Annotated in this window: 24 protein-coding genes and 1 tRNA gene; 8 read left to right on the forward strand and 17 right to left on the reverse strand. The window is 67.7% G+C overall.

Going from position 1 to position 26,077, the window contains the following annotated elements:
- Positions 1-6: 6 nt before the first annotated feature.
- The 4 genes from HH308_RS12805 to HH308_RS12820 form a co-directional block, all read right to left on the reverse strand.
- Positions 7-1,335, reverse strand: a complete 1,329-nt coding sequence (locus tag HH308_RS12805; RefSeq protein WP_170194588.1) for a dihydrolipoyl dehydrogenase family protein — start codon at positions 1,333-1,335, stop codon at positions 7-9.
- A 146-nt stretch (positions 1,336-1,481) separates the two neighbouring features.
- A complete protein-coding gene (gene selB, locus HH308_RS12810) occupies positions 1,482-3,287 on the reverse strand; it encodes a selenocysteine-specific translation elongation factor (protein WP_170194589.1) in 1,806 nt (601 codons plus the stop codon).
- Positions 3,284-4,591 carry an L-seryl-tRNA(Sec) selenium transferase gene (selA, locus tag HH308_RS12815; RefSeq protein WP_170194590.1) on the reverse strand — a complete coding sequence of 436 codons (1,308 nt, stop codon included), beginning with the start codon at positions 4,589-4,591 and terminating at the stop codon, positions 3,284-3,286. Before selA ends, selB begins: the two co-directional genes overlap by 4 nt.
- Positions 4,592-4,616: 25 nt before the next feature.
- Positions 4,617-4,712: transfer RNA gene (locus tag HH308_RS12820), tRNA-Sec, on the reverse strand.
- Between the two features lie 45 nt (positions 4,713-4,757).
- Between HH308_RS12820 and selD the strand changes: the two genes are divergently transcribed.
- Positions 4,758-5,774: a selenide, water dikinase SelD gene (selD, locus tag HH308_RS12825; RefSeq protein ID WP_170194591.1), complete on the forward strand. Its 1,017-nt coding sequence runs from the start codon at positions 4,758-4,760 to the stop codon at positions 5,772-5,774.
- 106 nt (positions 5,775-5,880) lie between these two features.
- Here selD and nrfD read toward each other — a convergent pair whose 3' ends face one another.
- The 9 genes from nrfD to HH308_RS12875 all read right to left on the reverse strand — a co-directional run bounded on the left by nrfD (position 5,881) and on the right by HH308_RS12875 (position 16,005).
- The gene (gene nrfD, locus HH308_RS12830; RefSeq protein WP_170194592.1) at positions 5,881-7,008 is read right to left on the reverse strand and encodes an NrfD/PsrC family molybdoenzyme membrane anchor subunit; all 1,128 of its coding nucleotides are present in this window, start codon (positions 7,006-7,008) and stop codon (positions 5,881-5,883) included.
- A 4-nt stretch (positions 7,009-7,012) separates the two neighbouring features.
- Positions 7,013-8,035, reverse strand: coding sequence for a 4Fe-4S dicluster domain-containing protein (locus HH308_RS12835; protein WP_170194593.1), 1,023 nt, complete (start codon positions 8,033-8,035; stop codon positions 7,013-7,015).
- Positions 8,035-11,214, reverse strand: a complete 3,180-nt coding sequence (gene fdnG / locus HH308_RS12840; RefSeq protein WP_211188442.1) for a formate dehydrogenase-N subunit alpha — start codon at positions 11,212-11,214, stop codon at positions 8,035-8,037. The genes HH308_RS12835 and fdnG overlap by 1 nt, the downstream gene beginning before the upstream one ends.
- A 476-nt stretch (positions 11,215-11,690) precedes the next feature.
- Positions 11,691-12,461 carry an enoyl-CoA hydratase gene (locus HH308_RS12850; RefSeq protein ID WP_170194596.1) on the reverse strand — a complete coding sequence of 257 codons (771 nt, stop codon included), beginning with the start codon at positions 12,459-12,461 and terminating at the stop codon, positions 11,691-11,693.
- Between the two features lie 92 nt (positions 12,462-12,553).
- Positions 12,554-12,982, reverse strand: coding sequence for a type II toxin-antitoxin system VapC family toxin (locus HH308_RS12855; protein ID WP_170194597.1), 429 nt, complete (start codon positions 12,980-12,982; stop codon positions 12,554-12,556).
- A complete protein-coding gene (locus HH308_RS12860) occupies positions 12,979-13,218 on the reverse strand; it encodes a type II toxin-antitoxin system Phd/YefM family antitoxin (RefSeq protein WP_170194598.1) in 240 nt (79 codons plus the stop codon). The genes HH308_RS12855 and HH308_RS12860 overlap by 4 nt, the downstream gene beginning before the upstream one ends.
- An 84-nt stretch (positions 13,219-13,302) precedes the next feature.
- On the reverse strand, positions 13,303-14,061 hold the full coding sequence (locus HH308_RS12865) for a hypothetical protein (RefSeq protein ID WP_170194599.1): 759 nt from the start codon (positions 14,059-14,061) through the stop codon (positions 13,303-13,305).
- A 74-nt stretch (positions 14,062-14,135) separates the two neighbouring features.
- Entirely contained in the window at positions 14,136-14,897 is a 762-nt protein-coding gene (locus HH308_RS12870) for a maleylpyruvate isomerase family mycothiol-dependent enzyme (protein ID WP_170194600.1), read from the reverse strand.
- A gap of 37 nt (positions 14,898-14,934) precedes the next feature.
- Positions 14,935-16,005: an oxygenase MpaB family protein gene (locus HH308_RS12875; RefSeq protein WP_170194601.1), complete on the reverse strand. Its 1,071-nt coding sequence runs from the start codon at positions 16,003-16,005 to the stop codon at positions 14,935-14,937.
- A 99-nt stretch (positions 16,006-16,104) separates the two neighbouring features.
- Here HH308_RS12875 and HH308_RS12880 point away from each other — a divergent pair, with 99 nt between their 5' ends.
- Positions 16,105-16,695 carry a TetR/AcrR family transcriptional regulator gene (locus tag HH308_RS12880; RefSeq protein ID WP_170194602.1) on the forward strand — a complete coding sequence of 197 codons (591 nt, stop codon included), beginning with the start codon at positions 16,105-16,107 and terminating at the stop codon, positions 16,693-16,695.
- 22 nt (positions 16,696-16,717) lie between these two features.
- Here HH308_RS12880 and HH308_RS12885 read toward each other — a convergent pair whose 3' ends face one another.
- Entirely contained in the window at positions 16,718-18,484 is a 1,767-nt protein-coding gene (locus HH308_RS12885; protein ID WP_170194603.1) for a GNAT family N-acetyltransferase, read from the reverse strand.
- Between the two features lie 51 nt (positions 18,485-18,535).
- Here HH308_RS12885 and HH308_RS12890 point away from each other — a divergent pair, with 51 nt between their 5' ends.
- Both HH308_RS12890 and HH308_RS12895 read left to right on the forward strand, forming a co-directional pair.
- The gene (locus HH308_RS12890; RefSeq protein ID WP_170194604.1) at positions 18,536-19,345 is read left to right on the forward strand and encodes an alpha/beta fold hydrolase; all 810 of its coding nucleotides are present in this window, start codon (positions 18,536-18,538) and stop codon (positions 19,343-19,345) included.
- Positions 19,346-19,407: 62 nt separating this feature from the next.
- On the forward strand, positions 19,408-19,836 hold the full coding sequence (locus HH308_RS12895; protein ID WP_211188443.1) for a hypothetical protein: 429 nt from the start codon (positions 19,408-19,410) through the stop codon (positions 19,834-19,836).
- Positions 19,837-19,866: 30 nt separating this feature from the next.
- Here the strand turns inward: HH308_RS12895 and HH308_RS29545 are convergent, their stop codons facing one another.
- Together HH308_RS29545 and HH308_RS12905 are read right to left on the reverse strand one after the other, a co-directional pair.
- Positions 19,867-21,669, reverse strand: coding sequence for a serine/threonine-protein kinase (locus tag HH308_RS29545; RefSeq protein WP_211188444.1), 1,803 nt, complete (start codon positions 21,667-21,669; stop codon positions 19,867-19,869).
- A 131-nt stretch (positions 21,670-21,800) separates the two neighbouring features.
- On the reverse strand, positions 21,801-22,775 hold the full coding sequence (locus HH308_RS12905; protein ID WP_170194605.1) for a glycoside hydrolase family protein: 975 nt from the start codon (positions 22,773-22,775) through the stop codon (positions 21,801-21,803).
- Positions 22,776-22,851: 76 nt separating this feature from the next.
- On the opposite strand from HH308_RS12905, the gene HH308_RS30435 reads away from it, so the two are divergent.
- Entirely contained in the window at positions 22,852-23,682 is an 831-nt protein-coding gene (locus HH308_RS30435) for an RCC1 domain-containing protein (protein ID WP_312870567.1), read from the forward strand.
- Positions 23,683-23,720: 38 nt separating this feature from the next.
- On the opposite strand, the gene HH308_RS12915 is transcribed toward HH308_RS30435, so the two are convergent.
- Positions 23,721-24,470 carry an alpha/beta hydrolase gene (locus HH308_RS12915; RefSeq protein ID WP_170194606.1) on the reverse strand — a complete coding sequence of 250 codons (750 nt, stop codon included), beginning with the start codon at positions 24,468-24,470 and terminating at the stop codon, positions 23,721-23,723.
- 258 nt (positions 24,471-24,728) lie between these two features.
- Here HH308_RS12915 and HH308_RS12920 point away from each other — a divergent pair, with 258 nt between their 5' ends.
- Genes HH308_RS12920 through HH308_RS12930 form a run of 3 tightly spaced genes read left to right on the forward strand, consistent with a single transcriptional unit; the run spans position 24,729 to position 26,066 of the window.
- Positions 24,729-25,067 (forward strand): helix-turn-helix domain-containing protein, encoded by a 339-nt coding sequence (locus tag HH308_RS12920; RefSeq protein WP_170194634.1) that lies wholly within the window; start codon positions 24,729-24,731, stop codon positions 25,065-25,067.
- Between the two features lie 57 nt (positions 25,068-25,124).
- A complete protein-coding gene (locus tag HH308_RS12925; protein WP_170194607.1) occupies positions 25,125-25,595 on the forward strand; it encodes a VOC family protein in 471 nt (156 codons plus the stop codon).
- A gap of 51 nt (positions 25,596-25,646) precedes the next feature.
- Complete coding sequence (locus HH308_RS12930; RefSeq protein ID WP_170194608.1) at positions 25,647-26,066, forward strand: VOC family protein; 420 nt, start codon at positions 25,647-25,649, stop codon at positions 26,064-26,066.
- Positions 26,067-26,077: the final 11 nt, after the last annotated feature.

Genomic DNA, 26,077 nt, shown 5'->3' on the forward strand with positions numbered 1-26,077 from the left:
CGTGGCTCAGCCGATGGCCGCCCGCAGCTCCTTCAACGCGCCGACGAACAGTTCCGCAAAGGTCGGGAACGGCTGGATGGTGTCGACGAGCACCTCCAGCGGGACGCGCGCGCGAATCGCCACGGTGGCTTGCTGGAGCCACTCCCCCGCTTCGGGGCCGACCGCATATGCCCCCACCAGCCGCTCGCCGTCGGACAGCAGGGTCAGAAACCCGACGGCGTCGGCGTAGTTGCGGGAGTAGGTGGCCATCTTGGCGATCCCGGTGATCGGCACCGACGCCGAGAACGGCGCCTCGATCGCGCCGACGGAGGCGGCCTGCGGGTCGGTGTAGACAACCCGCGGCACCGCCGAGTAGTCCGCTTCGCGGTGGCGCCCGAGGATATTCGACGCCACCACCTCGCCTTGGTATTTGCCGACGTGGGTCAACAGCCACTGGCCTGTCACGTCCCCGACGGCCCACAGTCCCGGCCCGACATTGCCGCGCGCGTCGGTCGGGATTCCGCGGCGATCGGCGTCGACGCCCACCGTGTCGAGCCCGATGTCGTCGACGCGCAGTCTGCGGCCGGCCGCGATGAGGAGTCTGTCGCCACGGAACTGTCTGCCGTCGGCCAGGGTGAGGACGTAGTCATTCTCGTCGCGGGCGACTTCGGTTGCGCGCGAACCGAACACGAGTTCTACGCCGTCGCGCGCCAATGCTTCGCCGAGCGCCTGCCCGACGGCTGCCGGTTCCTTCGGCAACAGGTGATCACCGGAGCCGACAAGGGTGACGGCGCCGCCGAGGCGTCGTACCGCCTGCGCCATCTCGACGCCCACAGCGCCGCCGCCCAGGATCAGGAGGTGCCGCGGCACCGTCGTCATCGACGTCGCCTCGCGATTGGTCCAGACACCGTCGAGTCCGGCCAGTCCCGCGATCGGCGGCAGCAGCGGGTCGGAGCCGGTGGCGATGACGATATCTGTTGCGGTATAGCGCCTTTCGCCCACGACGACCGCACCCGGACCGTCGAGCCGGCCATGTCCACGCAGCAGCGACACGCCCTGATCGGTGAGCCACTGCGCGGCCGAGGTGTCGTCGTGGTCGGAGACCATGTAGTCACGCCAGGCGAGCGCGGCGGCGACGTCGACCTCGGCGGTCGCCAGCGCCGCCCGCGCCCCGTGGACCGCCTCACCGGGGCGTAGCAGCGTCTTCGACGGGATGCACGCGTAGTACGAGCATTCGCCGCCGACGAGCCGTTGCTCGACGACGGCGATCCGCAGGCCGTGGCCGACGAGGTCACCGACGCAGTGTTCGCCGGGCGCCCCACCACCGATCACGATGACGTCGAAATCTGTTGCCATGCCAGGATCCCTTCGATGCGGCGCGTCACCTTGCGTCCTCGACGCTAGTGCACGGGTCAAGGTGATCGCTCGGCTCGCGGGGTTTCGATACGCCGCGTCTCGCTGCGCTCGTCGAGGCTACTCAACCGGCGGTGGGGATACGCCGATCACCGTCGGATTTCGCGATGGCCGGCGTCGAGTCGTTTCGTCCAGCCGCGCGCATCGAGGTGTTCGAGCAGGGGAATCGCGGTTCGTCGGGTGATGCCCAGGGCCTGGCGGGCCGCGCTGGTGGTGAATGGCTGATCGAGAGTCGCGAGTGTACGCATCGCGAGAGCCGGGGCTGTCGGCGCCAGAACGATTCCGTCGCGCAGCCTGATGACGCGGCCCGCGCGTGCCGCGGCGGCGAGTTCGCGGTCGCCGAGTCGCAGCGCGGCGAGGTCGGCTGCCTCCGGGGCCGCGAAAGGCTCAGCACGCCAGCGTGTTTCGAGTTCGGTCAGCGATGCCTCGATCGGCGTCACGTCGGTCCGGTGGCCGGGGCGGGCGAGCTGACCGTCGGTCGTTTCCAGCCCGACGTGTCGGGCGAGGACGTCGAGCACGGCCGCGTCGGGCAGGCCGAGACGGTCGCGGGCGGCACCGCGGGACATGCCTGCGGCGAGCGGGTCACGTCGGTGGATGTCGTCGACGGCGTCGGCGAGTGTGGCGGCCCAGGCGTCGAACGTGCTCTGCGCGATCCACCAACCGTCGACCGCGCGGATGCCGCTGGGCGGCTGTTCGCCGGTGCCGATCAAGCCGAGTTCTCGCAACCGGTCCGCCGCGACATAGCCGCGCCGCTCGACCTCGCGCACCAGGTCCGGCGCGCCGGACTGCTCACCGAGTTCCGCGGCTCGCCGCTTCGCGTCGCCGCGCCTGCGCAGTGGCGGCGGATCGGCGTCGAGGACACGCACGCCACCGATGATTCGGCGAGTTCCGGGGTCGCGCAACACGATCCGGTCGCCGCGGATGAGCATCGCCGGCGCGGCGAGTGCCAGCCTGAGGCGCTCGTCGTCGAGGGGACGTACCCGCACGGGTATCGACGCGCTGCCGATGTGAGCGGTGAGATGGTGCGGCATGTCCGCGAAGTCGCCGGACACTCGCCCGACGTCGACGTTCGACGTCGGGCGCCACGCACGCGGCGTCAGCAGCACATCGCCGCGCTCGACGCCGGTTGCCGCGATGCCACGCAGGTTGACCGCGACGCGCGACGTCGGGCCGACGGTATCGCGGTCGGCACCTTCGGTCTGCAGGCCACGAATCATCAAGGTACGCAGCGTATTCGCGTGGAAGAGCTCGACGGTGTCGCCGACTGCGAGAGTTCCCTCGGTCAGCGTCCCGGTGACGATGGTGCCCGCACCGCCGATGGTGAAGGAGCGATCGACCCACAGCCGGACGCGACCCGTCGTGTCCGGCGCGGGAACCGTCGCGAGAACTCGATCGAGGGCTACGGTGAGTGCGTCGAGTCCCTCGCCGGTGCGCGCGGAGACGGCGACCGCGGGCGCTTCGGCCAACCCGGTGTGCCGCAACTCGTTTCGCGCCGCGACCATGGTGGCCGCACCCCCGTCGTCGACGCGGTCGATCTTGGTCACGACGATGAGCCCGTGGTCGATTCCCAACGCCGCCAGTGCGTCTCGATGATCGCTCGACTGCGCCGACCATCCCTCGTCCGCGGCGACGATGAAACAGACGACGGGTGCCGGTCCGAGCCCGGCGAGCATGTTGCCGAGGAATCGTTCGTGGCCGGGAACGTCGACGAACGCGACGTCGGCGCCGGAAGGCATTGTGGTCCAGGCGAATCCCAGGTCGATGGTGAGTCCGCGCCGACGTTCCTCGGCCCAGCGGTCGGGTTCGATTCCGGTCAGGGCACGGACCAGGGTGCTCTTCCCGTGGTCGACGTGTCCTGCGGTGGCGACGACGAATCGGGCCTGCGGTCCGCTCATCGATGCGCGGCGACGGCGCGGGACACCGCGGCGGCGACGTCGGCGTCGGCGGACTCCGGAATGCACCGCAGGTCGATGAGGCACGCCGCGTCGTGGACGCGCGGCAGGATGGCGGGCGTACCGAGACGCAGCGTCGACGCGACCGCCTCGGGCAGACGAAGAGCCCAGCCCTGCAACGGAACTCCGGGCGCTCCTCCCCCACCGACGCGACCGTCGTGCTCGACGACGTCGCCGCCCACGCTCTCCGCCAGGCGCTCGGTGCGTTCGCGCAGATGCGCCGGGTCGGCGTGCAACGCGTCGACGACGGGTACCTGCCCCGCGGTGACCGTGGCTTCGAGCGCCGCGAGCGTGAGCTTGTCGACGCGAACCGCCCGCGCCAGTGGATGTTTCGCAAGCTTCTCGATGATCTGCTTGCGGCCCAACATGATTCCCGCCTGAGGGCCACCGAGGAGTTTGTCACCGCTGGCCGTGGTGAGGTCGGCGCCCGCGCTCAGCGCAGTCGTGGCGTCGGGTTCGTCGGGCAGCGCCGAATCGGGGGCGAGCAGACCACTGCCGAGGTCGACGATGAGGGGTACTCCGCGTTCCGCGGCGAGCGGGGCGAGCTGCGCGACGTCGACGCCGGCGGTGAAGCCCTCGACGCGGTAGTTGCTCGGGTGAACCTTGAGGATGCAGCCGGTGCGGTCGCCGAGTGCGTCGGCGTAGTCGTGCAGGTGGGTGCGGTTGGTGGTGCCGACCTCGCGCAGCACGGCACCCGTGGATGCGATCAAGTCGGTCAGGCGGAACCCCGCGCCGATCTCGATCATCTCGCCGCGGCTGATGATCACTTCCCGGCCCGCGGCGAATGCCGTCGTCGCGAGCACCAGCGCCGCGGCCCCATTGTTGACGACCAGCGCATCCTCGGCGGCCGGACACGCGGCGAGCAGCGCCCGCCGGGTCGTGACGCCACGTTTGGAACGGGTTCCGGAGGTGAGGTCCAACTCCACGTCGACGTAGTCGGCGGCGTCGGCGACCGCCGCTTTGGCCGCCGCCGACAGCGGCGCGCGGCCCAGGTTGGTGTGGACGACGACGCCAGTCGCGTTGAACACCGGGGTCATCGAATGTGGCCGGCGGGTCCGCAAGGCCTCGGTGAAGGCCGCTTCGATCGCTTCCGGCGCGAGGTCGCCGCGTCGGGCCGAGTGCAGCACGGCGTCGAGCTGATGGCGAATCACATGTTCGCTCAACCGATTTCGAGCCTCGTTGACCGCGGGCAGCGACAGCAGCGTATCGGTCCTCGGTATGTTGCGCCGCGGATCGCCGCTGCCCATGTACGCTCCTCGCCGACGTCGGGTATGGCGGAGGCGGACGGGAATCGAACCCGCCAGGCCGAGATGCTCGGTCTCACCGGTTTTGAAGACCGGGGGGCCCACCAGGAACCCAAACGCCTCCAGCCGCTTCAACGTACTCCAGGGTCGGCGCACTACTCTCGACCAGGTGACCTCCAACACACTCGACGACGCCGCCACGCCCCTGCGCTTGACCGGATACGCTCACGGCGGCGGATGCGCCTGCAAGATTCCGCCGGGCGAACTCGAGCGAGCCGTCGCCGGATTGACCGGGCAGGTCGACGCGAACGTGATCGTCGGGCTCGACGACGGCGACGACGCCGCCGCGGTACGCGTCGACGTCGGCGGGACGGGCCTTGCGGTGTTGTCGACCGCGGACTTCTTCACACCGGTCGTCGACGACGCGTATGACTGGGGCCGCATCGCCGCGGCGAACGCGCTGTCGGACATCTATGCGATGGGCGGTCGACCGGTTGTCGCGATCAACCTCGTCGGCTGGCCGCGCGACGTGCTCCCGATGGAACTGCTGACCGAGGTGCTGCGCGGCGGACTCGACGTCGGGGCGCAGGCGCAGTGCCCGGTGATCGGCGGGCACACCATCGACGATCCCGAACCCAAATACGGAATGGCAGTGACCGGAGTCGCATCCGCGGATCGATTGTTACGCAACGACTCCGCACAGGCGGGCCTGCCGTTGACACTGACCAAGCCGATCGGTGTCGGGCTGCTCAACAACCGGCACAAGCGGACCGGTGAGGTGTTCGAGGCGGCGATCGCGTCGATGACGTCGCTCAATCGGGACGCCGCGCAGGCGGCGCTCGACGCGGGCGCGCGGGCGGCGACCGACGTGACCGGGTTCGGGCTGCTCGGCCACCTCTACAAGTTGTGCCGGGCGTCGGGGGTGCGGGCGGTGATCGATCGTGCCTCGGTGCCCCTCATCGACGGTGCGCTGGACGCGTTGCGTGCCGGGTATGTATCCGGCGGGACCCGGCGGAACCTGGATTGGGTTGCACCACATATCGATTCGGCGTCGGATGTGTCGGAGGACGACTTACTGCTGTTGGCCGACGCACAGACGTCGGGGGGATTGCTGGTCGCGGGCGAGGTGCCGGGATATCCGGTGATCGGGCACCTGGTGGAGGGGTCGGGGATCGAGGTGCGATAGCTCGGCACCCCTCGTTACACCGAAGCTCGTTCCTCGCTTCGGCACTCGGGGAGCGGGTGGTTACACCGAAGCTTGTTCCTCGCTTTGGCACTCGGGGAGCGGGTGGTCACTCATTGAAACCAGTGGACGGGGCCTGCCGCCCCTGCACCGTCGTGACTATTGAATCGTCGGTCACACCGGCCGCTCGTCGCGCCGCCAGTCTCCGCTTCTGCGGTTCGATGGTGTAGCGCGGGTCCTTCGCCGAATGCAGGCCGGCCTCGAAGACGCCGAAGCGGGTGAGTGCGGACGCCGTCATCAACGACAGCCCCGACGCCGCCGCGACCACCCGGTTGCGTCCGCCAAGCAGCGCACCCAGGCCGCCGACCACCGCGAGCCGCTCGCTCCAGCGGAGCAGTGTACCCGGCAGTCCATGGTGAAGTGGTTCTGCCGCAACGGGATCCATCCGGGACTCCATGTACTTCATTGCCGCGAGATCGCCGACCACCCCCAGCACCGCCAACGTCCGGGCGGGTCCGGTCTCGTCGACCGGGGTGGTGATCATCGCCAGGCCCCCGGATGCCAGGCTGGCCGAACTGACGAACACGAATGGCAGGTCGCGGTGCATCGCGTTCCAGGTCGGCACGGCCGTATCACCAAGCAGCACAGCGGTATACACCGCGAGCGGCGGACCGAGCACCGCCGCGGCCAGACCGGCGGGCGCTTCGGCGAAGCGCAGCACCGGCCGCAGCGGACCGAACGGCAACCGTTCGCCGGTGAGGCGGTCGATCTCCGCGACCGCGGCCACTCCGAGACCGCCGCTGAACGCCGAGAGGATCCACGATCCGACGCTCATCGGCGAGGTGACCTTGAACGTGCGCAGCATGTTGTAGAACCGGTCCGGCCGACCGAGGTCGATGACCAGTGCCACGCCGCCCAGACTCACGGCGGTCAGCGAACCCAGCCGCGCATTGCGTCGCAGCGTCGGGCGCCCCGACAATTGCGCGCCGGCGGCGAGTACACCCGACCCGCCGGCGATGCCGCCGAGGAACAGGTAGGCGGCCACCGGCCATTCCCACGGTGGCGGCTTGACCACCGGGCGTCCGTAGTACGAGACGAACTCGGGTTCGGGGACCATCGACATCTCGACGCGGCCGCCGCCCCGACGGCCCGGCCGATCCTTCGGAGGATCCTTGCGCCACTTGCGTTTACGCGGTGACTCGGGCGGGCGCACGGCGTCGTAATCGGAATGTGTCACCGGGTCACCGCTTCCGTCCGGTCAGGAACGAAACCGCCACTGCCGCAACCATTCCCAGCGCCGCTGCGCCCGCCCGCCGATACATCGTCGGCAGATCCGCGGTGCAGACCCGGGGGTCCGGCGGCAGACCGTAGACTTCGGGTTCGTCGAGCAGCAGGAACACCGACCCGGTTCCGCCGACGCCGTCGAGTTCGTTGGCGCCGTAGAGCCGCGCCTCGGTCATGCCCCGAGCATGCAGTTCTGCCACGCGCTCGTGGGCTTTGGCGACCATGTCGTCGTGGTCGCCGAATTTGATCGACGTCGTCGGGCAGGTCTTGGCGCAGGCCGGGGTCTCGTCGTCGAGCAGCCGGTCGTAACAGAGTGTGCATTTCTGTGCGACACCGCGTTTGGGCACCGGCGGCTGTTCGCCCTTGCGATATCCCTCGCGCGTCGTCGGTGCCGCGGTGCCGTCGGCCCGACGTTCGACGACGCCGAACGGGCAGCCCGCGACACAGGTTCCGCAACCGTTGCAGACGTCGTCCTGCACGACGACGGTGCCGAACTCGGTGCGAAACAGCGCTCCCGTCGGGCAGACGTCGAGGCAGCCGGCGTGCGTACAGTGTTTGCACACGTCCGAGGACATCAGCCAGCGGAACTCCGGGGTGTCCGGCGGCGCGGTATCCGGTGGCGCGTTATCCAGTGACACAGTGTCGACGACCGAATCCTCTTGCGGTGCACCGATACTCGGCATTCCGAGCCCGACCAGCGCCCGGCCCGACGTCCGCGCCGAGGAAATCTGTTCGGCGTCCTGTTCGATGAACGCGACATGCCGCCAGGTGCTGGCGCCCAGTGCGACGGTGTTGTCATAGGACATGCCGGTCAGTTCGAGATCACCGTCGCGGGGGTTGCGGTTCCACTCCTTGCAGGCGACCTCGCACGCCTTGCAGCCGATGCATATCGAGGTGTCGGTGAAGAAGCCCTTGCGATCCCGATGGACGTGCCACGCGGCGTCGGCGCTTGGATCACTCGGCCCGGACAGCTGACCCATCAGTCATCCTCCTGATCTGAATCCGTGCGTTTCGTCAATCGAACATTATCGGTTTCCGTCGTCACGCCCGCGCGCTGCTGGTACTCGGCCACCAGGGCGAGCAACGCCTCACCGGTCGGTCGACGTCCGGCGATCACATCGCACGACCCCGCCTTGGACTCCTGTATCTGGGTGTTGGGGTCGAGCGTCACACCGATCAGGTCGTTCGCGGCGTCGCCGCTGACCACGGCGTCCGAACCGACACCCCAGTGATACGGGAGTCCCACCTGCTCGACGTCGCGGCCGTTGATACGCAACGACTTGACCCGGTCGGTCACCAACACGCGCGCCTCGATGGCGGCGCGCGGCGAGATGATCGTCGCCCAGCCTTCGTTTTCGAGCCCGCGTGCGGCGGCCAATTCCGGCGAGATCTCGCAGAACATCTCCGGCTGCAGTTCGGCGAGATACGGCGACCAGCGGCTCATGCCACCGGCCGTGTGGTGTTCGGTGAGTCGGTAGGTGGTGAAGACATACGGGTAGACGTCGGAGCCGGGGGTACCCGCGCTCGGTGCATCCATGTTGTCCGAGCGAGGGAACATCACTCGCGCGGGCGCCTGCTGCTGGGTGTACAACGAGTTGGCGACCGGCGATTCCTGCGGCTCGTAGTGCGCGGGCAGCGGGCCGTCGACCATGCCGGTCGGCGCGAACAGCCATGCCTTGCCATCGGGCTGCATGATGAACGCGTCGTCGCCGGCCAGTGCGTCGGCACCACCGCGCTCGGGGTCACCGGGCGCGTGCGGGGCGCGGTCGACCGGAAAGTCGGGTACATCGGGGCCGGCCCATCGCCCGGCGTCGGCGTCCCACCACATGTACTTCTTGCGTTCGCTCCACGGTTTGCCGTCGGGGTCGGCCGACGCGCGGTTGTACAGGATCCGGCGATCGGCGGGCCACACCCACCCCCACTCGGACTGGGTCAGTCCCGGACCTCCGTGCGGGGTGCGCCGCGCGGCGTGGTTGGTCGCGTCCGCATACACCCCGGTGTAGATCCAGCACCCGCCCGCTGTCGAACCGTCGGCACGCATCTGCGTGAACGACGTCAGGTTCTTGCCCGCGTCGGGGCCGTCGATCCACGACCCGTTGATCTCCGACAACACCGCTTCCGGATCGGGGTCGCCGTGCTCGTCGAGCGGGTAGTCCCAGGTCATCGCCAACAGCGGGCGGTCGCGTTCGTCGGTGGAGCCGGCGAGCTTACGCCGGATCGCGGCACCGAGCTCGTAGAAGAAATCCAACTCGCTCTGCGCTTGCCCGGGCGGTTGGACCGCTTGGTGACGCCACTGCACCATCCGCTGGGTCTGAGTGAACGATCCGGCCTTCTCCACATGCGTGGCAGCAGGCATGAAGAACACCTCGGTGCCGATGTCCTCGGTACGTAGTTCACCGGAGGTGATCTCGGGGCCCTCCTTCCACCAGGTCGCGGATTCGATCATGTTGAGGTCGCGCACGACGAGCCATTTGAGCTGTGCCATCGCGAGTCGCTGCTGGCGACCGTTCGCCGAACCGACGGCGGGATTCTGGCCGAGGATGAAGTACCCGTCGACTTCGCCGTCGAGCATCTTCACCGTCGTCTGGTAGGTACCCAACGGTCCGTCGAGCCGCGGCAGATAGTCGTAGGCCCAGTCGTTGTCGGCCGTGGCGGCGTCGCCGAACCACGCCTTGAGCAGACTGACCAGATAGGCGTCCGCATAAGCCCAGTAGCCTTTCTCGTCCTTGGGCCCGACGGCGGCGATGTAGTCGGCGAAGGTGTCGTGCTTGCCCACCGACGGCATCGGCAGGTAGCCGGGCAGCAGGTTGAACAGCGTGGGGATGTCGGTGGACCCCTGGATGCTCGCGTGTCCGCGCAACGCCATGATGCCGCTGCCGGGACGGCCGATGTTCCCCAGCAGCATCTGCAGGATCGCCGCCGACCGGATGAACTGCGCTCCGAGGGTGTGCTGGGTCCAGCCCGTCGCGTATCCGAAGCAGGTGGTACGTTCGCGGCCCGAATTGTCGGTGATCGACGTTGCGAGATAAGCGAATTCGTCCGGCGAGATACCGCACATGTCGCGCACCATCTCCGGGGTGTATCGCGCGAAGTGACGACGGAGGATCTGGAAGACGGTGTGCTCGTCGGTCAGTGTCTCGTCGCGTTCACCGGTGTACTGCCACGACGACTGGTCGTAAGTCCCCGACTCCGGGTCGAAACCGGAGAACAGTCCGTCGAGGTCGTCGGTGTCGCGGAAGTCGGCGCTGATCTTCGACGCCGCGTTGGTGTACGCGACGACGTAGTCGTGGAAGTACAGGTCCTCGGTGAGCACATGGTTGATCAGCGCACCGAGCAGCACGACGTCGGAGCCGGCGCGAATCGCGATGTGCCGGTCGGCGTTCGCCGACGTCCGGGTGAACCGCGGATCGACGTGGATGACCCGCGCACCGCGCGAGCGTGCTTCAACCACCCATTGGAAGCCCACCGGGTGAGCTTCGGCCATGTTGCCGCCCATCAAGACGATGCAGTCGGCGTTGGCCATGTCTTGCAGTGATTGCGTTGCGCCGCCGCGACCATACGAGGCTCCCAGACTGGGAACCGTTGCGGAGTGTCAAATACGGGCTTGGTTCTCGATCTGTATCGCGCCCGCCGCGGTGAAGAGCTTCTTGATGAGGTAGTTCTCTTCGTTGTCGAGGGTCGCGCCGCCGAGCGAGGCGATGCCGAGCGTGCGTCGCAGTTGCCTACCGTCGGCGTCGTGATCCTGCCAGCCGTTGCGGCGCGCTTCGATGAACCGGTCGGCGATCATATCGACCGCGGTATGCAGATCGAGGTCCTGCCAATCGGTCGCGTACGGGGCGCGGTACCGAATCTTGGTCTGTCGCAACGGATTATTGACGAGCTGCTCGCTCGACGACCCCTTGGGGCAGAGTCGGCCGCGCGAGATCGGCGAGTCCGGGTCGCCCTCGATCTGCACGACGCGCTCGTCTTTGACGTACACCTTCTGCCCACATCCGACAGCGCAGAACGGGCAGACGCTCTGTACCACGCGATCGGCGGTCACCGTTCGCGGCGTCAACGCTTTGGTGTGCGCGGACTGCACAGCGGGACCGCGCCCGAACACGTCGCCGGTGCGGACCTGACGGAACACGGGCCATTGCAGGGGGCTGAACCTGGCCATGGTCAAAAGCGTAGTCGCTTGCGTCGGCCGGTGTCCGGCGATATCGGAGGTGTCGAGTCGGGGGCGGTGAGGAGCGGATCGTGTCTGGGTGAACCCGAACGAAATGTCTCAACCCGGACGGACACTCCGTTCGGGTTGATGCGATGGTGTCGGGTCCGCGGGGCCGCGTCGACGTGCCTTCCGAAATGCTTCCCCCAGTTGGCATTTCGGCTCACCGACCCCTCGTTACACCGAAACTCGCAAGCTCGTTTCGGCACCCGGGGAACGGGGAGTAACTCCGGCACACACGCACGCTTCCGCACCCGGGGAACGGGGACCAACTCCGGCACACACGCACGCTTCCGCACCCGGGGAACGGGGACCAACTCCGGCACACACGCACGTTTCGGCACTCGGGGAACGGAGAGTAACTCCGGCACACACGCACGCTGCCGCACCCGGGGAACGGGGCTAATTCAGCACCGGCGACCGAGCGATCACGATGACCACACCGGCGTCCGCTTCGCCAGGAACGCCGACATCCCCTCTTGCGCATCGCGAGTCATCGCATTGGTGGCCATCGTCTGCGTCATCAGCGTGTACGCGTCGGGTTCGGTGGCGTCGATCTGCTGGTAGAAGGCACGTTTGCCGATCGCGAGAGTGTCGCCGCTCGACGCCGCGATGCGAGTCGCGAGATCGATGACGGTTCGTTCAAGGTCGTCGGCCGGTACCGCGGTGTTGATCAATCCCCAGTCGACGGCGGTGGCGGCGTCGATCATGTCACCGGTCAGCAACATGTGCATGGCGCGTTTGCGTCCGACCGCCCGGCTCAGCGCGACCATCGGCGTCGAGCAGAACAATCCGATCTTGACGCCCGGCGTGCTGAAGCGGGCCGATTCGTCGGCGATGGCGAGATCACAGGTGGCGACGAGTTGGCATCCGGCGGCCAGCGCCGTGCCCTGGACCTGCGCGATCACCGGTTGCCGCACCTCGTGCACCGTCGTCATGAGTTCGGTGCACGCCTCGAAGATCTCCCGCTCGTCGTCGAGCGTGCGATCGACCATTTCGGCGAGGTCGTGGCCGGCGGAGAATGCGGGACCGCGCGCGGCGATGACGATTACCTTGACGGCCGGGTCGTCGTGGAGTTCGCGGAGAATTCTGGTCGTCTCCCGCATTGTGCGCAACGACAACGGATTTCGACGTACCGACTCTTCGAGTAACACGACGGCGAGTGGGGCTTCGACGGTGACCGACACGGGAGCGTTCATGTTTTCGATGGTAAGCAGAGTTCGGGTGCCTCCTTCGACATTCACACAAGATGGCGACACCACCCGCCGCACACCTGATCTCGAATCACCTATCACCCGGAGTCGAAGTCCCAGGGGTTGATCACGGGCACCGACAGTGATTCGAAATCAGCGACGTTGCGGGTGACCACGGTCAACCCGAACTCGCGTGCGGTCGCAGCGATGTAGCCGTCGCGTTCTGGGCGAGGATCCGGAACGTGCAGTCGTGCCGCGCGACGCGCCACCGCGACATCGACAGGAAGGATGCGTCCGCGGAATTCGTCGAGGACATCGTGCTCGAGCCATCGAGTCAGAACCGCGGCCTGCCGCGAGTCCCTACGTGCCAGACGAGCGATCCCGAACTCGATCTCCATCACGGTGATGACGCTTACGTAGAGATCGGCGCGAAGCTGCGACTCCGACCAGGCAAGCACTTCGGGAGCTATGACTCCGGGCCGCTTGCGCAGCTCACTGACGACATTCGTATCGAGGAGCAAAGTCACAGTTCGGCTGCTCGTGGAAGAGAACCGATCCGGCCGGGTTCGAATTCGATGTCCACGTCGAGACGCAGCCGCTCGGCGATTCCGCCGCGGGCTGCGGTCAACCGGCGATACTCATCGATCGTGAGCAATACGAACGCCGGCTCCCCGCGATCGGTGATCACCACCGGACCGTCGGACGCCGCTCGCTTCGCGGCGCTCACGTCGCGGTTGAAGTCCCGAGAAGTCAGAGTCGCCACGGCACTCCCCCTTTGGTAGGTACGTACCTACTTTAGTCCTCGGCGCAGCACTTGCCAAGCACTTTGCAGCTCAGCTGCGCGACCTCAGGAGGCCTGCTGCTTGTCTGTGGTCGGCGTGCCGCCGACCATGTCGTCCCAGCGTCGGCGCGTCGGCGTCCAGCGCTGGTCGAACTTGGCGGCGCGGCGGGCCGCGGCGGCGCGTTTGTCGTCGTCGTAGCGGTGGCGTGCCCACGGCGACGTCGGGCGGGCCAGCCGTATCGCACCGATCCACACCACCGGCGGCAGAAAGAATCCGATCAGGGCCATCGGATACTTGCCCTTGAGTGCCGTCCCGGCCACCAGCACCAGGTGCACCATCAACACCACCAGGACGATCCACCGCGCGACGGCCGCAGCCTGGGCGAGTCCCCCGACGTAGACCGGCGATACCCCGACGGCCGCCAGCCCGACGCACGCCGCGGCGATCGTGACGACGTTGACCGACAGCTGACCCTCCTGCGACCAGTAGACGTCCTGCAGGCGGAAGATCATCGCGAACTCGTCCAAGACCAGCGCGGATCCGACTCCGACGACGATTCCTGACGAATACGTCCACGCCGAGAGCGGTGGCGAACCGAGCGCGACGAAAGCGCCGACGATGAGCAACAGCAGCCCGGGCGTGGAATGGTGCATGTGGACGCCGCCCGCGCTGACGTTCTTGAACGGCCCGCGTCCGGCCCGAATGAGCCGGGTGATCACCCGCACGACGCCGAACGTGATCACGAAAGCCGCGAAGCTCAGCAGCAGCGGCCCCTTGTACCCGTCGACGACCTCGACGTTCCACCAGGTCTGCAGCCAACGCATCCTCCGATGGTAGGACGCGTGCGGCAGCCCACTCCCCGCTCCAGCCGATGGACAGCGACCTCACAGCCGGGCTGCTACATCCCCACCGCCAGGACCGCATCCATCGCGGCGACTGCGGCGGGGTCGCCGCCGACGCTGACCTCGCCGCCTCGACCCCACGCCCAGCGCGCCAGGTCGTCGACGGTTCCGGTGACCGTCGCGGTCGCCTCGGCGCCCGTCGACCGCACGCCACGCGCGCCCGCCGAATCGCCGGCTCGCCACTGCCCGACTTCGACGAACCATCGCTGTCCGGTGTCGGCGGCACGGAGTTCGACGACGGCCCGCGCCTCGTACACCGCGGCGTCGGGCATCCATGCCCACATCACGTCGACGGCGTGGTCGATCACTCCCGTCGCGAGGTCGGGGGCGATGGGCATGACGTCGATTCCCGCGGTCAGTTCTGCGTCGATGCGGTGCATGGTCGCCTCGTAGGTCTGCATCCGCCGGGTGAAACCGACGGTCTGCTCGGCGGGCCACCACGACCACAGCGGTTGCTCGTCGTCGTGCGCGGCGAGCTGTTCGACGAGGCGTCGCGTCGCCGCGTCACGGAGCGCGAGCAGTTCTCCGACCGTCGGCGGACGCTGCGGCTTGCTGGCCTCGATGTCGGGTATGTCGTTGTCGCTCAAGGTGTTTCGCGCGAGAATTTCGGCCCAGAAGTGTTGCACGTGAACTATGTGCCAGAGCAGGTCGGCGGCCGACCAGTCGGGGCAGGTGGGGCACCGGCGTTGCGGGTCGACGTCGGCGACTGCGTCGGCCAGGCGTTGCGATTGCGCGGAGATCACGGCGAGGCGGTCCATGATCCCACCCTGCCACGACGGCCCGGCGATGCCTACCCTAGGAGAACTCGGCCTCGACCTGAGCGCGGTCGAGTTGCGGGTCGGTGCCGGGAACGTAGGTCGGGACGGTATGCGGGACCGTCGTGCCGTTCGCGACGCGGCGTCGGGCGGCGGCGAACTCCGGGGCCTCCCCCATACTCGCGCGCAGACCGTTGATGGCTGTCCAGACCGCGGCGCGTCGGGCCCGACGTTCGATGGGGTTCGGCGGCCGATACATCACCAGCTGGGCGGCCCATGTCGGCATGGTGTCGCGGATCGCCCAGTCCACGGCGGCCTGCGCGGGGTTGGTGACATTGGCGCCGGTGGCCATCGCGCTGCCGTAGGTCAGCGCCAGCCGCGGCAGGTACGACTTGAGGCATTCGAGGGTGTCGGCCTTGGTGGCCGGGAGGTCGGTGCCGCCGAGCGCCTGACCGACCCGGACGAACTCCCCGTAGTAGCCGTCGAGCTTCTTGCCGCGCAACGGGTTCGGATGGTAGATCTCGTGCGCCGTCGCGATACCCCAGACCACCGTCGCGTAGTTCCAGCGCAGCCAGTCGGGATCGTCGGCGTCGTAGGCGAGGCCGTCGGGACGAGTTCCCTTGATCGTGTGATGCATCGCCCGCACCGTGCGGGCAAGCCGCTGCGCGGTGTCGGTGGAGCCGTAGGCGGTTCCCATGAAGAAGGCCAGCGAATGACCGAGCCGGATGTTCGCGCCCTCGGGATCGATTGTCGCAGTGGGCATGTGCGACGACGGTTTGGCCAGCCGCGAGTGCTGCATGCCCATCCAGAAGATGCTGGGGTCGAGGCGCTCGAGGTACGCGGCGCACTGCAGCCCGAAGATCAGTGCGGGCGTATGCGAGTGGACGTGCCAGGTCGCGCTGCCCGGGCCGAACCAGCCTGGATCGCCGAGCGGGGCGTCGAACTCCATGCCGCGGAAGAACTTCGACTTGACCGTGTCGTCGAAGCGTTCGTTGAGCCAGTTCCCGATGTATTGGTGCGGTAGCGGCGGAAGGTCGGCGTCGAGCAGGTCGGCGACGACCGGGATCCGCGGCACGCCGGGAATCCGCACGGTCGGCATGGAGATCACCATCGTCACACTCCCACTATTTGGCAACGGGTGTACCCAGAATAGCTCGCGGCGCGGCAGTCGGCCAGCGCCGCGCGCCCCGGGTCGACGTATGCTTGGGCGATGTCCAGCCCCACGAGGTGGGCCGGTGTGCCACTGGCCGATCGCCGCGCCGAACGACGATCACAACTGGTCGCGGCGGCATTCGAGATCTTCGGAACACAGGGCGAGTCGGGATTGTCGGTCCGATCAGTCTGTCGCGCATGCGAATTCAACTCCCGCTACTTCTACGAGAGTTTCGCCGACACCGACGAACTGCTCGGCGCGGTCTACGACGAGGCGGCCGAGGAGATGTCGGCCGTTCTCGAGGCCGCGATCGCCGCCGCCGGTGACTCGGCGGCCGAGCGGACCCGGGCGGGCATCCGCACCGTGCTGGGATTCGGATCCGCCGATCCACGGCGCGGTCGGGTTCTGTTCACCGAGGCGCGTACCAACCCCGTCCTCATCGTCCGCCGCGCCGCGACCCAGGATCTACTGCTGAGGACGACATTGGCCGGCGGAGCTTCGCACGACCACCCGACGTCGAGCCGGGTGCGCGCGGCGATGTTCACCGGCGCCATGGTCGAACTCGCGTTGCAATGGTTGTCCGGCAATCTGGGCGACGACCTCGACGCCGTCGTGGATCAGGCGGTCGCGTCGTTGGCGCGACGGTAACTGCCGGCTACACGCGGAGAGATCACAACGATCGCTTCAGGCCAACATGATTGGTCTCGTATCCCAGCCTCGAGTAGAAGGCGCGCGCCCGATCCCGGATCTCATCGGTCGTCACCTGAGCGAGCGTCGCGCCGCGGGCCCGCCCGTGATCGTGCGCCCAGGCCAGCATCGCCGAACCCAGGCCCGACGAACGCTCCGGCGCCGCCACCCGCAGTCCCTCGATCTGCAATCGCGTCGTGCCGCCCCGAGACAGCCCGGGAATCACCGTCAGCTGCATCGTCGCGACAATTCGGTCGGCTTCGTCGCGGACCACCGCGAGGTAGTGCGATCCGTCGCGGGCCACGACGTCGTAGGCGGCCTCGTAGACCGCGTCGTCGTCGATCTCCCTGGTTCCGCCGACCTCGTCGGCGGACAGCAGCGCGACCACATCGCCGACGTCGCCGCGCTGCGCACGTTGCACGCGATAGATGCGATCGCCGAGTCTGAGCAGTCCGCCGACCGACGACCGCGCACCGGACTGCAGACGGTCGACCAGCAGGTCCAGCCAGCCGCCGACGTTGCGACGCGCCTGCGGCGTGTCGGGGTAGCGACATCGCAGGTGCAGACCGGACTCGTCGAGGATGAACCACAGCATCACGCCGTCGGTGCGGATGGCGGCACTGACGTACTGGGCTTGCAGGCTGACGCTGTCGACGCGCACCGGCAGCCGACGCAGGTCGAGCCAGGAGATCGCGAACATCCCGGGCACCTCCGGCATCTCGCCGCCCCACGGTTCCAGCACGTCCTTGAGTGGCCAAGAGCCAAGGCGCACAGCCTCTCTCACCGCAGCCGCGGAAGCCGCGGGATCGGCGTCGGCCGACTCCAGGACGGAGTTGGTGATGAACCAGCCGACCGAGTCGTGCCAGGTGGGCTCGTATCGGCTGTGCACGGGGAACACCGCGCGCAGCGGTGATCCGGCCAATTCCCGCGTGACCGCTGTCATCGCGGACACGGCGAGGGTCAGCGTGGACACCCCGTCGCCGCGGGCTTGCGCGGAGAACGCGGCGCTGTCGTCGACGTCGAAGACATCACGTACTTCCACCCGCTCCGGCTGCAGCTCCGAATCACCCAGCGGCAGCGGGAATTTCGGCATCACACCACCGCTGTCGGTGAGGATCTCGGCCCAGCGGCGGCGAACGTCGTCGGGCGCGGCGGGCCGTTCCAACAGGGCCCGGGTGTGTGCGACGAACGGTGGCGCGGGTGGCAGGTGAGGTTCCCGGCCGGCGCGCGTATCCCCCAGTGCCGCAAGGAGATCACGCGCGATGACAAGCATCGACCACATGTCGACGTGGGAGTGGTCGGCGGCGACGACGACGGTCGGCCCGGCCGCTGTCTCCAAGACGCACAGCCGATGCGACGGCCGGTTGTACGGCGAACAGGCGACGTCGAGGACATCGCGCAGGGCGTCGTTGACCGCCTCGCCGGGAGCGATGTCGTGCTCGGTCCAGCCGCCGGGCCGCACCTCGATCTCGTTGAGTTGCGGGCCGTCGGGGCCCGGGCTGAACGCCGTGCGCAGCGTTCCGTGTCGCGCGATCACCGCCAGCCAAGCCGCTGCCAACGCGTCGCGGGAGACGTTCTCGCGCAACCGGAAGGACAACGCCATCCACGATCCGGGCCGCGCGCCCGCGCCGACGTGACGCCGCTGGTCGAACGAGACCGGCAGACCGACCCCAACCTGGGATACCGTCACGTCGTAACCCCACAGTCGTCCGAATGGCAGGCGAAGGTGTCCAACGTTGGTGAGCCGCATGGCGGTACCCTAACCGCTGCGGGTTGCAGCCACCCGAGTTAAGGAGCTGACATGGCGAAATTCGACGTCCCGGGGGCTGTTCTCGACGTGGAGCTGAGCGACGAAGGCGGCCATCCGGTGGTTCAGTTGCACGGGCTGACGTCGAGCCGGTCGCGCGACCGAGTACTCGACCTGGACCTGGGGCGGGGTCTGTCGGGGACCCGGCTGCTGCGCTACGACGCCCGGGGGCACGGCCGGTCGACCGGGCGCCAGGTGCCCGACGACTACCGCTGGTCGAATCTCGCCGACGACCTGCTGCTGCTGCTCGACCACTACTTTCCCGGCGAGCGCGTACACGGCGTCGGACCGTCGATGGGCACGGCGACGCTGCTGCACGCCGCGGTGAAAGATCCTGATCGGTTCAGTGGTTTGACGCTGATGGTTCCGGCGACCGCGTGGGAGACGCGCATCGCCAAATCCGACGAATACCGGCGTGCGGCCACGATCGTCGAAGAACACGGCCTGGAGGCATTCGTCGCCGCCGGACGCGACGCTCCCCGACCTCCCGCCGCGGTGCCGCACGTCACCGGCCCCGACGTCACCGAGGACCTCTTGCCGTCGCTGTTTCGCGGGGCCGCGCTCAGTGACCTGCCCAACGTCGTGGAGATCGTCCAGATCGATGTTCCGACAACGATTCTGGCGTGGATCGACGACCCGGCGCATCCGATCTCGACGGCGGTGTCGTTGGTGACGCTGTTGCACAACTCGTCGCTGCGGGTGGCGCGGACACCCGACGACGTCGCCCGCTGGCCGTCGATCTTGAGCGAGGATGTCGCGCGCAACGGCGAGATGCGCGCGCAATGCGGCAAGAACCGGAAATAGTTAGCAATGCGGAGTATTCTCGCAAACGGGCCGAAACCGTCTACCGCGAGGTGCACAGACCGATGAAACGCATCGCACTAGTCATCGCCGGCATCGCTGCCGCCGTATTTCTCGCGATCCCGGGATCTCTCGCCATCCCGGGCACCGCGTCGGCGTCGACGCGCATTCCGTTCCAGCTGAATCCCGCGCCGTTCGGCAACCCCAACGGGAGCTTCGACGTCCCGCCGATTCACTGTGCCGTCGAGGTCGGCTCAGTGCGCGGCGTCGCCGTTGTGACCGGGACGCAGCGTGGCCGGTGGGGATGCATGTCCTACAGCTGGGTGCACTGGCGGAACCTGACGAACGGATGGTCGGGGACGGCGAAGATGTCGTCGGGGCTCAACGGATTTCCGCCCGAGACGACGATGCGCACCGGCGTCGGACAAGTGGTACTGATGCTCGACGCCAAACCGCCGGTATCACCGGGATTGGCCAGTGTATGGGTGCCGTAGCCGACTGGCCTCTCGCCGCACCGTCGGCCGTCATTTCCGATTGAGGGTTGCGCCGGTATAGACGTCGCCGCCCTTCTTCGGCGAATAGAAGATGGTGTACATGGCCAAGGAGCCATCCGGGTTCACGCTCAGCTCGGCTGTGGCGTCGGTACACGAGCCGGAGGTGCTGTGTTCGGTGATATTGATCCTCGTGTCGGTCCGGTCGCGTTCTGTCCACGTCGCGACACATCCGCGGTCCTTGTAGTTCACGGTCGCTTTGAGGGGTTTGGCCGCGGTGATGGTGAGGACCGCATCGCCATAACTCGTGTCGCCTTCCTTGACCTCACCGCTCCATGTACCGACTATGTCGGCGAGCGTGGGGGTAGTCGGCGTAGCGGCCGTGGATGTGCCTGTAGTCGACGTATCCGTGGTCGATGTATCGGTGGTCTCGGTTGTCGTTGCCGTCGTCGCGACCGGCGGCGTCGTCGTGGCTGCGGTGTCGTCGCCGGAACGCTTCGGCCAGAGCAGGACTGCCGCGAGTACGACGGCCACCACTATCGCCGCTACGACTCCTGCGATGATCGGCGTCCGTTTACGTGACTTGTTCGCGGGTGCCACGGGCTGCCCTCCTGCGGGCGGCCCGGCCCAGCCGGGCGGTTGCTGTGGAGGATACTGCGGCCCCGACGGTGGGCCACCGAACAGCGTCGGGTTGACCGCGCGTTGCTCGTTTGGCGGTTGTTGGTTGGGCGGTTGCTGGTAGGGCGGTTGCTGGTAGGGCGAGGGCGCGGGGCCGTGCTCGACGGTGGACCGGTCCTGCCCGTGCCACACGGTGGACTGATCGCCTACCGCAGGAACGGCCGTCGGGTCGTGCGGCCGGCGAACCGTCGTCTGGTCGGCGCCGCCCGGAGATGTCGTCTGGCCGCCGCGGTCGGGTACGACGGTCGGTCCCGGTCCGCCCTTGGTGAATCGCACCTGTCCGGCGGTGTCGGCCGGACCGCCCGAGCGCGCCGCCGCCACAGTCGCAGCCGCGACGAAGTCCTGAGAGCTCGGATAGCGATCAGCGGGGTTCTTCGCGAGTGCGCGAGCGATGACGTCATCGAGGTCGCGAGGCAGATCGGGGCGGCCGTCGGATACCCGTGGGACGGCATCGTTGGCGTGCGCGTGCATGATCGCGAGCTGAGTGGTTCGCGGGAACACGACCGATCCCACGAGAAGTTCGTACAGCGTGCAGCCGAGAGCATACTGATCGACGGCCGGCGTCAACCGCTCGCTGGTGAGCATCTCCGGCGCCGCGTAGGCGAGGGTTCCGATCATCGTGCCGGTACTGGTCAGTCCCGACGATTCGGCCAGTGACCGGGCGATCCCGAAGTCGCCGATCAGAACACGCTGGCGGCCGGTCCGCTCCCACCCCGGTGCGACGAGGATGTTGGCCGGTTTGACGTCACGGTGCAGCATTCCGTGCTCGTGCGCGTAGTCGAGGCCCGCGGCGACCTGCCTGGCGATGTCGAGCGCCCGATCGGTCGACATCGGCCCCTCGTCGCGGATCAGCGCGGAAGCGTCGGTGCCCTCGACGTACTGCATCGCGATCCACATGACATCGTGTTCAACGCCCGCGTCCTGAACCGCCACGATGTTCGGGTGATCGAGCTGCGCGGCGAGGTCTGCCTCGCGCCGGAACCGCTGCCGGAACGCGGGGTCGTTGCCCAACGTCGCGGCCAGTACCTTCAGGGCTTGATTGCGCGGTAGGCGCGGATGCCGTGCCAGGTAGACCGTGCCCATTCCACCCGCGCCGAGTGGTCGGATCACCTCGTATCCGGCCAGCACATCCCCCGGTGCCAAGCGCCGTTCTGCCATGTGCCTGCCTCCAGCTCGCGCGTGCTTTGCGGTATTGAGAATTGAAGCACGTCACCGCCGACGTCGGCCGAATGAACTACGCAACCGGGTCGATGAGGTCTGCGCCGATCCAACGGCCCGACGGCGCCGCGTCACGAGGGCTCGCGCATCACTCCGATATGCCGCACCCGTCCGGACAGGCTCGACAGTTCCTTCGGCGTCGACCAAGTTTTCAGGCCGTCGGCGCTGTCGGAATACAGGTAGCGGCCCTTCGTGTAGGCGTCGAGGTAGAGCCGCCACTTTCCATTCGGCAGTTGCACCACCGCGGGCCCCTCTACCAGCCGGCCCCACTTTCCCGGCGTCACGAATCTGTACGGTCCGGCCAACGACGACGCCACCGCATGCTGGATGATCTTCTTCGTCTCGTTCTTCGTGAACGCGTGGTAGGTCGATCCGACTTTGACGATCGTGGTGTCGATATGGTCGGTGCCGATGCTGAGAATCGGTGACGGCCAACTCCAGCGTTGAAAAGAAGAATCGAGCGCGGTCATCAGATACGGCATGAATCCGCCGCCGGTCGACATCGACAGAATGATGCTGACTCGCCCGTCTTCGACGAACCAGTCCGGCGCCCACGCCTTGGTGGTGAACGGCGACAGCGACGGGCCGTCTTGGAATCCGGCCGATCCGGAGGATCCGAACGGGTTGATCGGGCCCTTCCCATCGCCCGTTCCGGGCAGGAATGCGCAACAGAACGGGACCGGATAGTCGGTGATGTGAGTCCACGTGGCGAGATCGGTACTGCGCGCGAAGCCGATATTCGCGCCGTTGGCGGTCGTGTAGGTGACGTAGTACGTTCCGTCGCTGTTTCGGAAGATACTCGGGTCACGCACATATCCGTCCGGAGGCCGATACGCCCCGAGGTGGACAGCCGCGTAATCGGTGCCGTCGCCGGATTGGTAGACGTCCATGTCGCGGGCGCTGGTATTGCTGAAGCCCACGACGGTGTAACGCCACGGCGATGTCGGAGCGGCCCCAGCGCTTGCGGGAGATCCCAGGAGCAGTCCGGCGATGGTGAGCAGCGCTGCGGTTACGACAGGATAGGCTGATCGCCTGACAATCGTCACCGCTGAAGTATGGGCCGCAACATGCGCACCATCAATAACTTGAGCACCAGGGGTACCAGATCGTTATGGTCGACGCGTGAGGGCAGCGACGCGGATCGCGGCGGGCCGTCGACACTCGGTCGCTTGCCGCGACGACGGAACCGCACTGGCAATCGGCAACAACGGCGCGGGCGAGTGTGACGTCGACACCTGGACCGACGTCGTCGCGGTTGCCGCGGGCAATGTGCACACCGCGCGTAATACCGGACGCTCACACAGCGTCGGACTGCACGACGACGGAACCGTCGTCGCGTCGGGCTGGCACGGTGACGGGCAGACCGACGTCGCAGCGTGGCGCGGCGTCGTCGACGTCGCTGCCGGGTGGCGCACGACGCTGGGTGTTCGGCGGGACGGGACGGTGCTGGCGACCGGCCGCGGCCGGGAAGGCCAGCTCGACGTCGGGGCCTGGCGGGGAATCGTCGCGGCGAGTTGCGGCGATTGGCACAGTGTCGGGCTGCGCGACGACGGGAGCGTCGTCGCGACCGGAAGCAACCGGCGCGGGCAATGCGACGTCGAAGGGTGGCGCGACGTCGTAGCGATCTCCGCCGGGTACCTGACAACCGTCGGATTACGTAGCGACGGAACGGTGCTGGTCACCGGGTATGGCGGGTGGGATGTCGCCGGCTGGCGCGACGGCGTCGCGGTGGCCGTGGGGAGCTACCACCTGTTGGCGCTGTTCGACGACGGGACGGTGCGCGCCGTCGGCGACGACACGTTTGGGCAGTGCGACGTAGCGGGGTGGGCCGGCGTCGTCGCGATCGACGCCGGATCGACGCACTCACTCGGGCTGCTCGACGACGGCAGCGTCGTCGGCGCGGGCCGCAACGACGACCGGCAGTGCGACGTCGGCGACTGGCGGCTGCGTTAGCGACCCGCTCGCACATCTGACAGCCCGAGCTCAGGCCGTCAGATCACTTCGACCTTCCGCAGGTGCCGGTCGAAGAAGCCGGTGTCCAGGCGACCGTCGGCGGGCACCTTGCGGTGGCTGCCCGGGAACGCCAGCATCACCTTCTCCTCGGATCCGAACGCGTCGAACAGCCGCAGTTGCTCGTCGCGGGTGATCTCCTCGTCGTCGAGCGGACTGAGGAACTCGATGGGAATGGTGACCTGCGCCGCCGCGTCGACGAGGAAGTCGTAGGCGAAGCCCCCGCCGAACGTGGCAGCGGTGATCCGTGAGTCGGCTACCGCCAACGGGACGCCGATCGACATCGCGACATTCATTCCGGCGTAGCCGACCGGGCCGTCGGCGACCTCGGGGAGCGCCGCGACGGCGTCGAGCATGGCCCGCCACTCGGGGACGGCGCGCTGCGCGAGCGATTCGTTGAACTCGGCGAGGATCCCGACGTACGGTCGTCCGGCGCGCCGCTCCCGCTGGAAGGACTCGGTCCACTCGGTGTCTTGGGCGGTTTTCGGTCGGCCGCCGTGGCCGGGCGCGTTGATCGCGGCGACGTGGAAGCCCGACCGTGCCCAGTTGCGGGCGCGGGCGACGAAACCGGGTACCCGAATGTGCATGCCGCCGGGATGACCCGCCAGCAGGAGCGGAGCGGGAGCGTCGTCGGGACCCGACGTCGGGGACCAGAGGACGCCGGGAACGTCGTCGCAGGTGAAGGAGCGTTCGATGATGCCGTCGTCGACGGCAGAGGTGGTGAAGTACATGGCTGGAGCCTTTCGGAGTATGCGTTTTCCGTGGGGCTCCGGCGACTCATCGCGCCGTGGTGACCGTGCCTTCGAAATGGAGCACCCACATTCTCATTGCGTTCACGGGGCACCTCCAATCGGCCGGGACGGACGACGACAACTGTAGCGGCCCGGTAGGCGCGCGGTCATCTCATTTATTCCGCGTGCGACGCTGTGCGGGTGAGTTTCACCCCGCGCGAAGATGCGAACCGGCGTCTGCTGCGTGCCCGCGACGCGATGGACCGGCACTACGCACAGCCGGTCGACGTCGCCGCACTGGCGCGGATCGCGCTCATGTCACCTGCGCATTTCAGTCGCGAGTTCAAAGCCACCTTCGGTGAGACTCCGCACCGCTACCTGCAGCGACGTCGGATCGAACGGGCGATGGCCCGTCTACGCGACACCGACGAGTCGATCACCGACGTCGGGCTGGCGGTCGGGTTCGGTTCCACCGGGACATTCAGCAGAACGTTTCGGGAGATCGTGGGCCGATCGCCGTCGGAATACCGACGACAGACTGCGCCGCTGCCCGCGCCCGGCTGCGTGGTCCGCGCATGGACCCGCCCGTACATGTAATCGATTGAGCAGTTTCGGATAAGCGTCATGTCGTAGGGCCTCCGTAGGGTCGACGGCATGTTCACATCAATCGCCATCACATCCGTATTCGTCCTCGATCAGAACGAGGCTCTCGATTTCTATGTCGGCAAGCTCGGGTTCGAGGTGCACGACGACGTCGACATGGGCTTCATGCGCTGGCTCACCATCGCGCTGCCGTCCGAGCCGCAGCGCCAGGTGCTCCTCGAAGTGCCGGGCGTACACGGCGCTGCACCCGAAACCGTTGCGGCACAACGTGATCTACTCACCAAGGGCGCACTCGGCATGGCCTTCATCCTCAATACCGACGACTGTCGCGGCACCTACGACGCGCTGCGTGCCAAGGGCGTGGAGTTCACCGAAGAGCCCGTCGAGCAGCCGTACGGCATCGACTGTGCCCTACGCGATCCCTTCGGCAACCCCATCCGAATCACCCAGCCCAAGCTGGGTCCGGTGGAGATCACCGACGACGACGTCGCGCGGTGGGGCGGCGAGAAGGTCGACGGATAGTCGGGCGCAACCGTCGGATTCCGGCGCGACGTCGGGCGTACACTCCGCCTCATGGCGACCCACGAGCCTCCCCGCCAGACTGTATTCGCGCAGTTGAAGTACGTGAGCCCGGGAGCGATGAGTCGCTTCCTCGCCGACGCGTTCGGATTCGCGACGCACTTCGCCGTCGAAGGCGCCGACGGCGAGCTGGAACATGCGCAACTGCGAGTCGGCTCGTCGCTGATCTTCTTGAGTCGGCATCGCGACGACGATCAGTACGGGCTGTCCAGTCCGCAGGTTCTCGGCGGCGCCTCCGGGAATCTGTGCGTTTGGGTGGCCGACGACCAGCTCGACGCCCATAGCCGCAGGGCCGTCGACGCCGGCGCGACCATTCTGAATCCGATTCACGATTCACTCGCGGGGGTGCGAGAGTATTCCTGCACCGATCCGGAAGGGCACGTGTGGACGTTCAGCAGCTACGCCGGTGAATGACTGGCGACCAC

This window comes from Gordonia asplenii, from assembly GCF_012933505.1.
GTDB lineage: Bacteria > Actinomycetota > Actinomycetes > Mycobacteriales > Mycobacteriaceae > Gordonia > Gordonia asplenii.

What these genes read in the sequence shown, in the direction of transcription:
- HH308_RS12880 (WP_170194602.1), top strand. Translation starts at nt 16,105, where the DNA reads ATGTCCAGCCCCACGAGGTGGGCCGGTGTGCCACTGGCCGATCGCCGC.
- HH308_RS29545 (WP_211188444.1), bottom strand. Translation starts at nt 21,669, where the DNA reads ATGGCAGAACGGCGCTTGGCACCGGGGGATGTGCTGGCCGGATACGAG.
- selA (WP_170194590.1), bottom strand. Translation starts at nt 4,591, where the DNA reads ATGGGCAGCGGCGATCCGCGGCGCAACATACCGAGGACCGATACGCTG.
- HH308_RS12930 (WP_170194608.1), top strand. Translation starts at nt 25,647, where the DNA reads ATGGCGACCCACGAGCCTCCCCGCCAGACTGTATTCGCGCAGTTGAAG.
- HH308_RS12885 (WP_170194603.1), bottom strand. Translation starts at nt 18,484, where the DNA reads ATGCGGCTCACCAACGTTGGACACCTTCGCCTGCCATTCGGACGACTG.
- HH308_RS12895 (WP_211188443.1), top strand. Translation starts at nt 19,408, where the DNA reads ATGAAACGCATCGCACTAGTCATCGCCGGCATCGCTGCCGCCGTATTT.
- HH308_RS12805 (WP_170194588.1), bottom strand. Translation starts at nt 1,335, where the DNA reads ATGGCAACAGATTTCGACGTCATCGTGATCGGTGGTGGGGCGCCCGGC.
- HH308_RS12865 (WP_170194599.1), bottom strand. Translation starts at nt 14,061, where the DNA reads ATGCGTTGGCTGCAGACCTGGTGGAACGTCGAGGTCGTCGACGGGTAC.
- HH308_RS12835 (WP_170194593.1), bottom strand. Translation starts at nt 8,035, where the DNA reads ATGGGTCAGCTGTCCGGGCCGAGTGATCCAAGCGCCGACGCCGCGTGG.
- HH308_RS12925 (WP_170194607.1), top strand. Translation starts at nt 25,125, where the DNA reads ATGTTCACATCAATCGCCATCACATCCGTATTCGTCCTCGATCAGAAC.
- HH308_RS12915 (WP_170194606.1), bottom strand. Translation starts at nt 24,470, where the DNA reads ATGTACTTCACCACCTCTGCCGTCGACGACGGCATCATCGAACGCTCC.
- HH308_RS12890 (WP_170194604.1), top strand. Translation starts at nt 18,536, where the DNA reads ATGGCGAAATTCGACGTCCCGGGGGCTGTTCTCGACGTGGAGCTGAGC.
- HH308_RS12850 (WP_170194596.1), bottom strand. Translation starts at nt 12,461, where the DNA reads ATGAACGCTCCCGTGTCGGTCACCGTCGAAGCCCCACTCGCCGTCGTG.
- HH308_RS12875 (WP_170194601.1), bottom strand. Translation starts at nt 16,005, where the DNA reads ATGGTGATCTCCATGCCGACCGTGCGGATTCCCGGCGTGCCGCGGATC.
- HH308_RS12920 (WP_170194634.1), top strand. Translation starts at nt 24,729, where the DNA reads ATGGACCGGCACTACGCACAGCCGGTCGACGTCGCCGCACTGGCGCGG.
- selB (WP_170194589.1), bottom strand. Translation starts at nt 3,287, where the DNA reads ATGAGCGGACCGCAGGCCCGATTCGTCGTCGCCACCGCAGGACACGTC.
- HH308_RS12870 (WP_170194600.1), bottom strand. Translation starts at nt 14,897, where the DNA reads ATGGACCGCCTCGCCGTGATCTCCGCGCAATCGCAACGCCTGGCCGAC.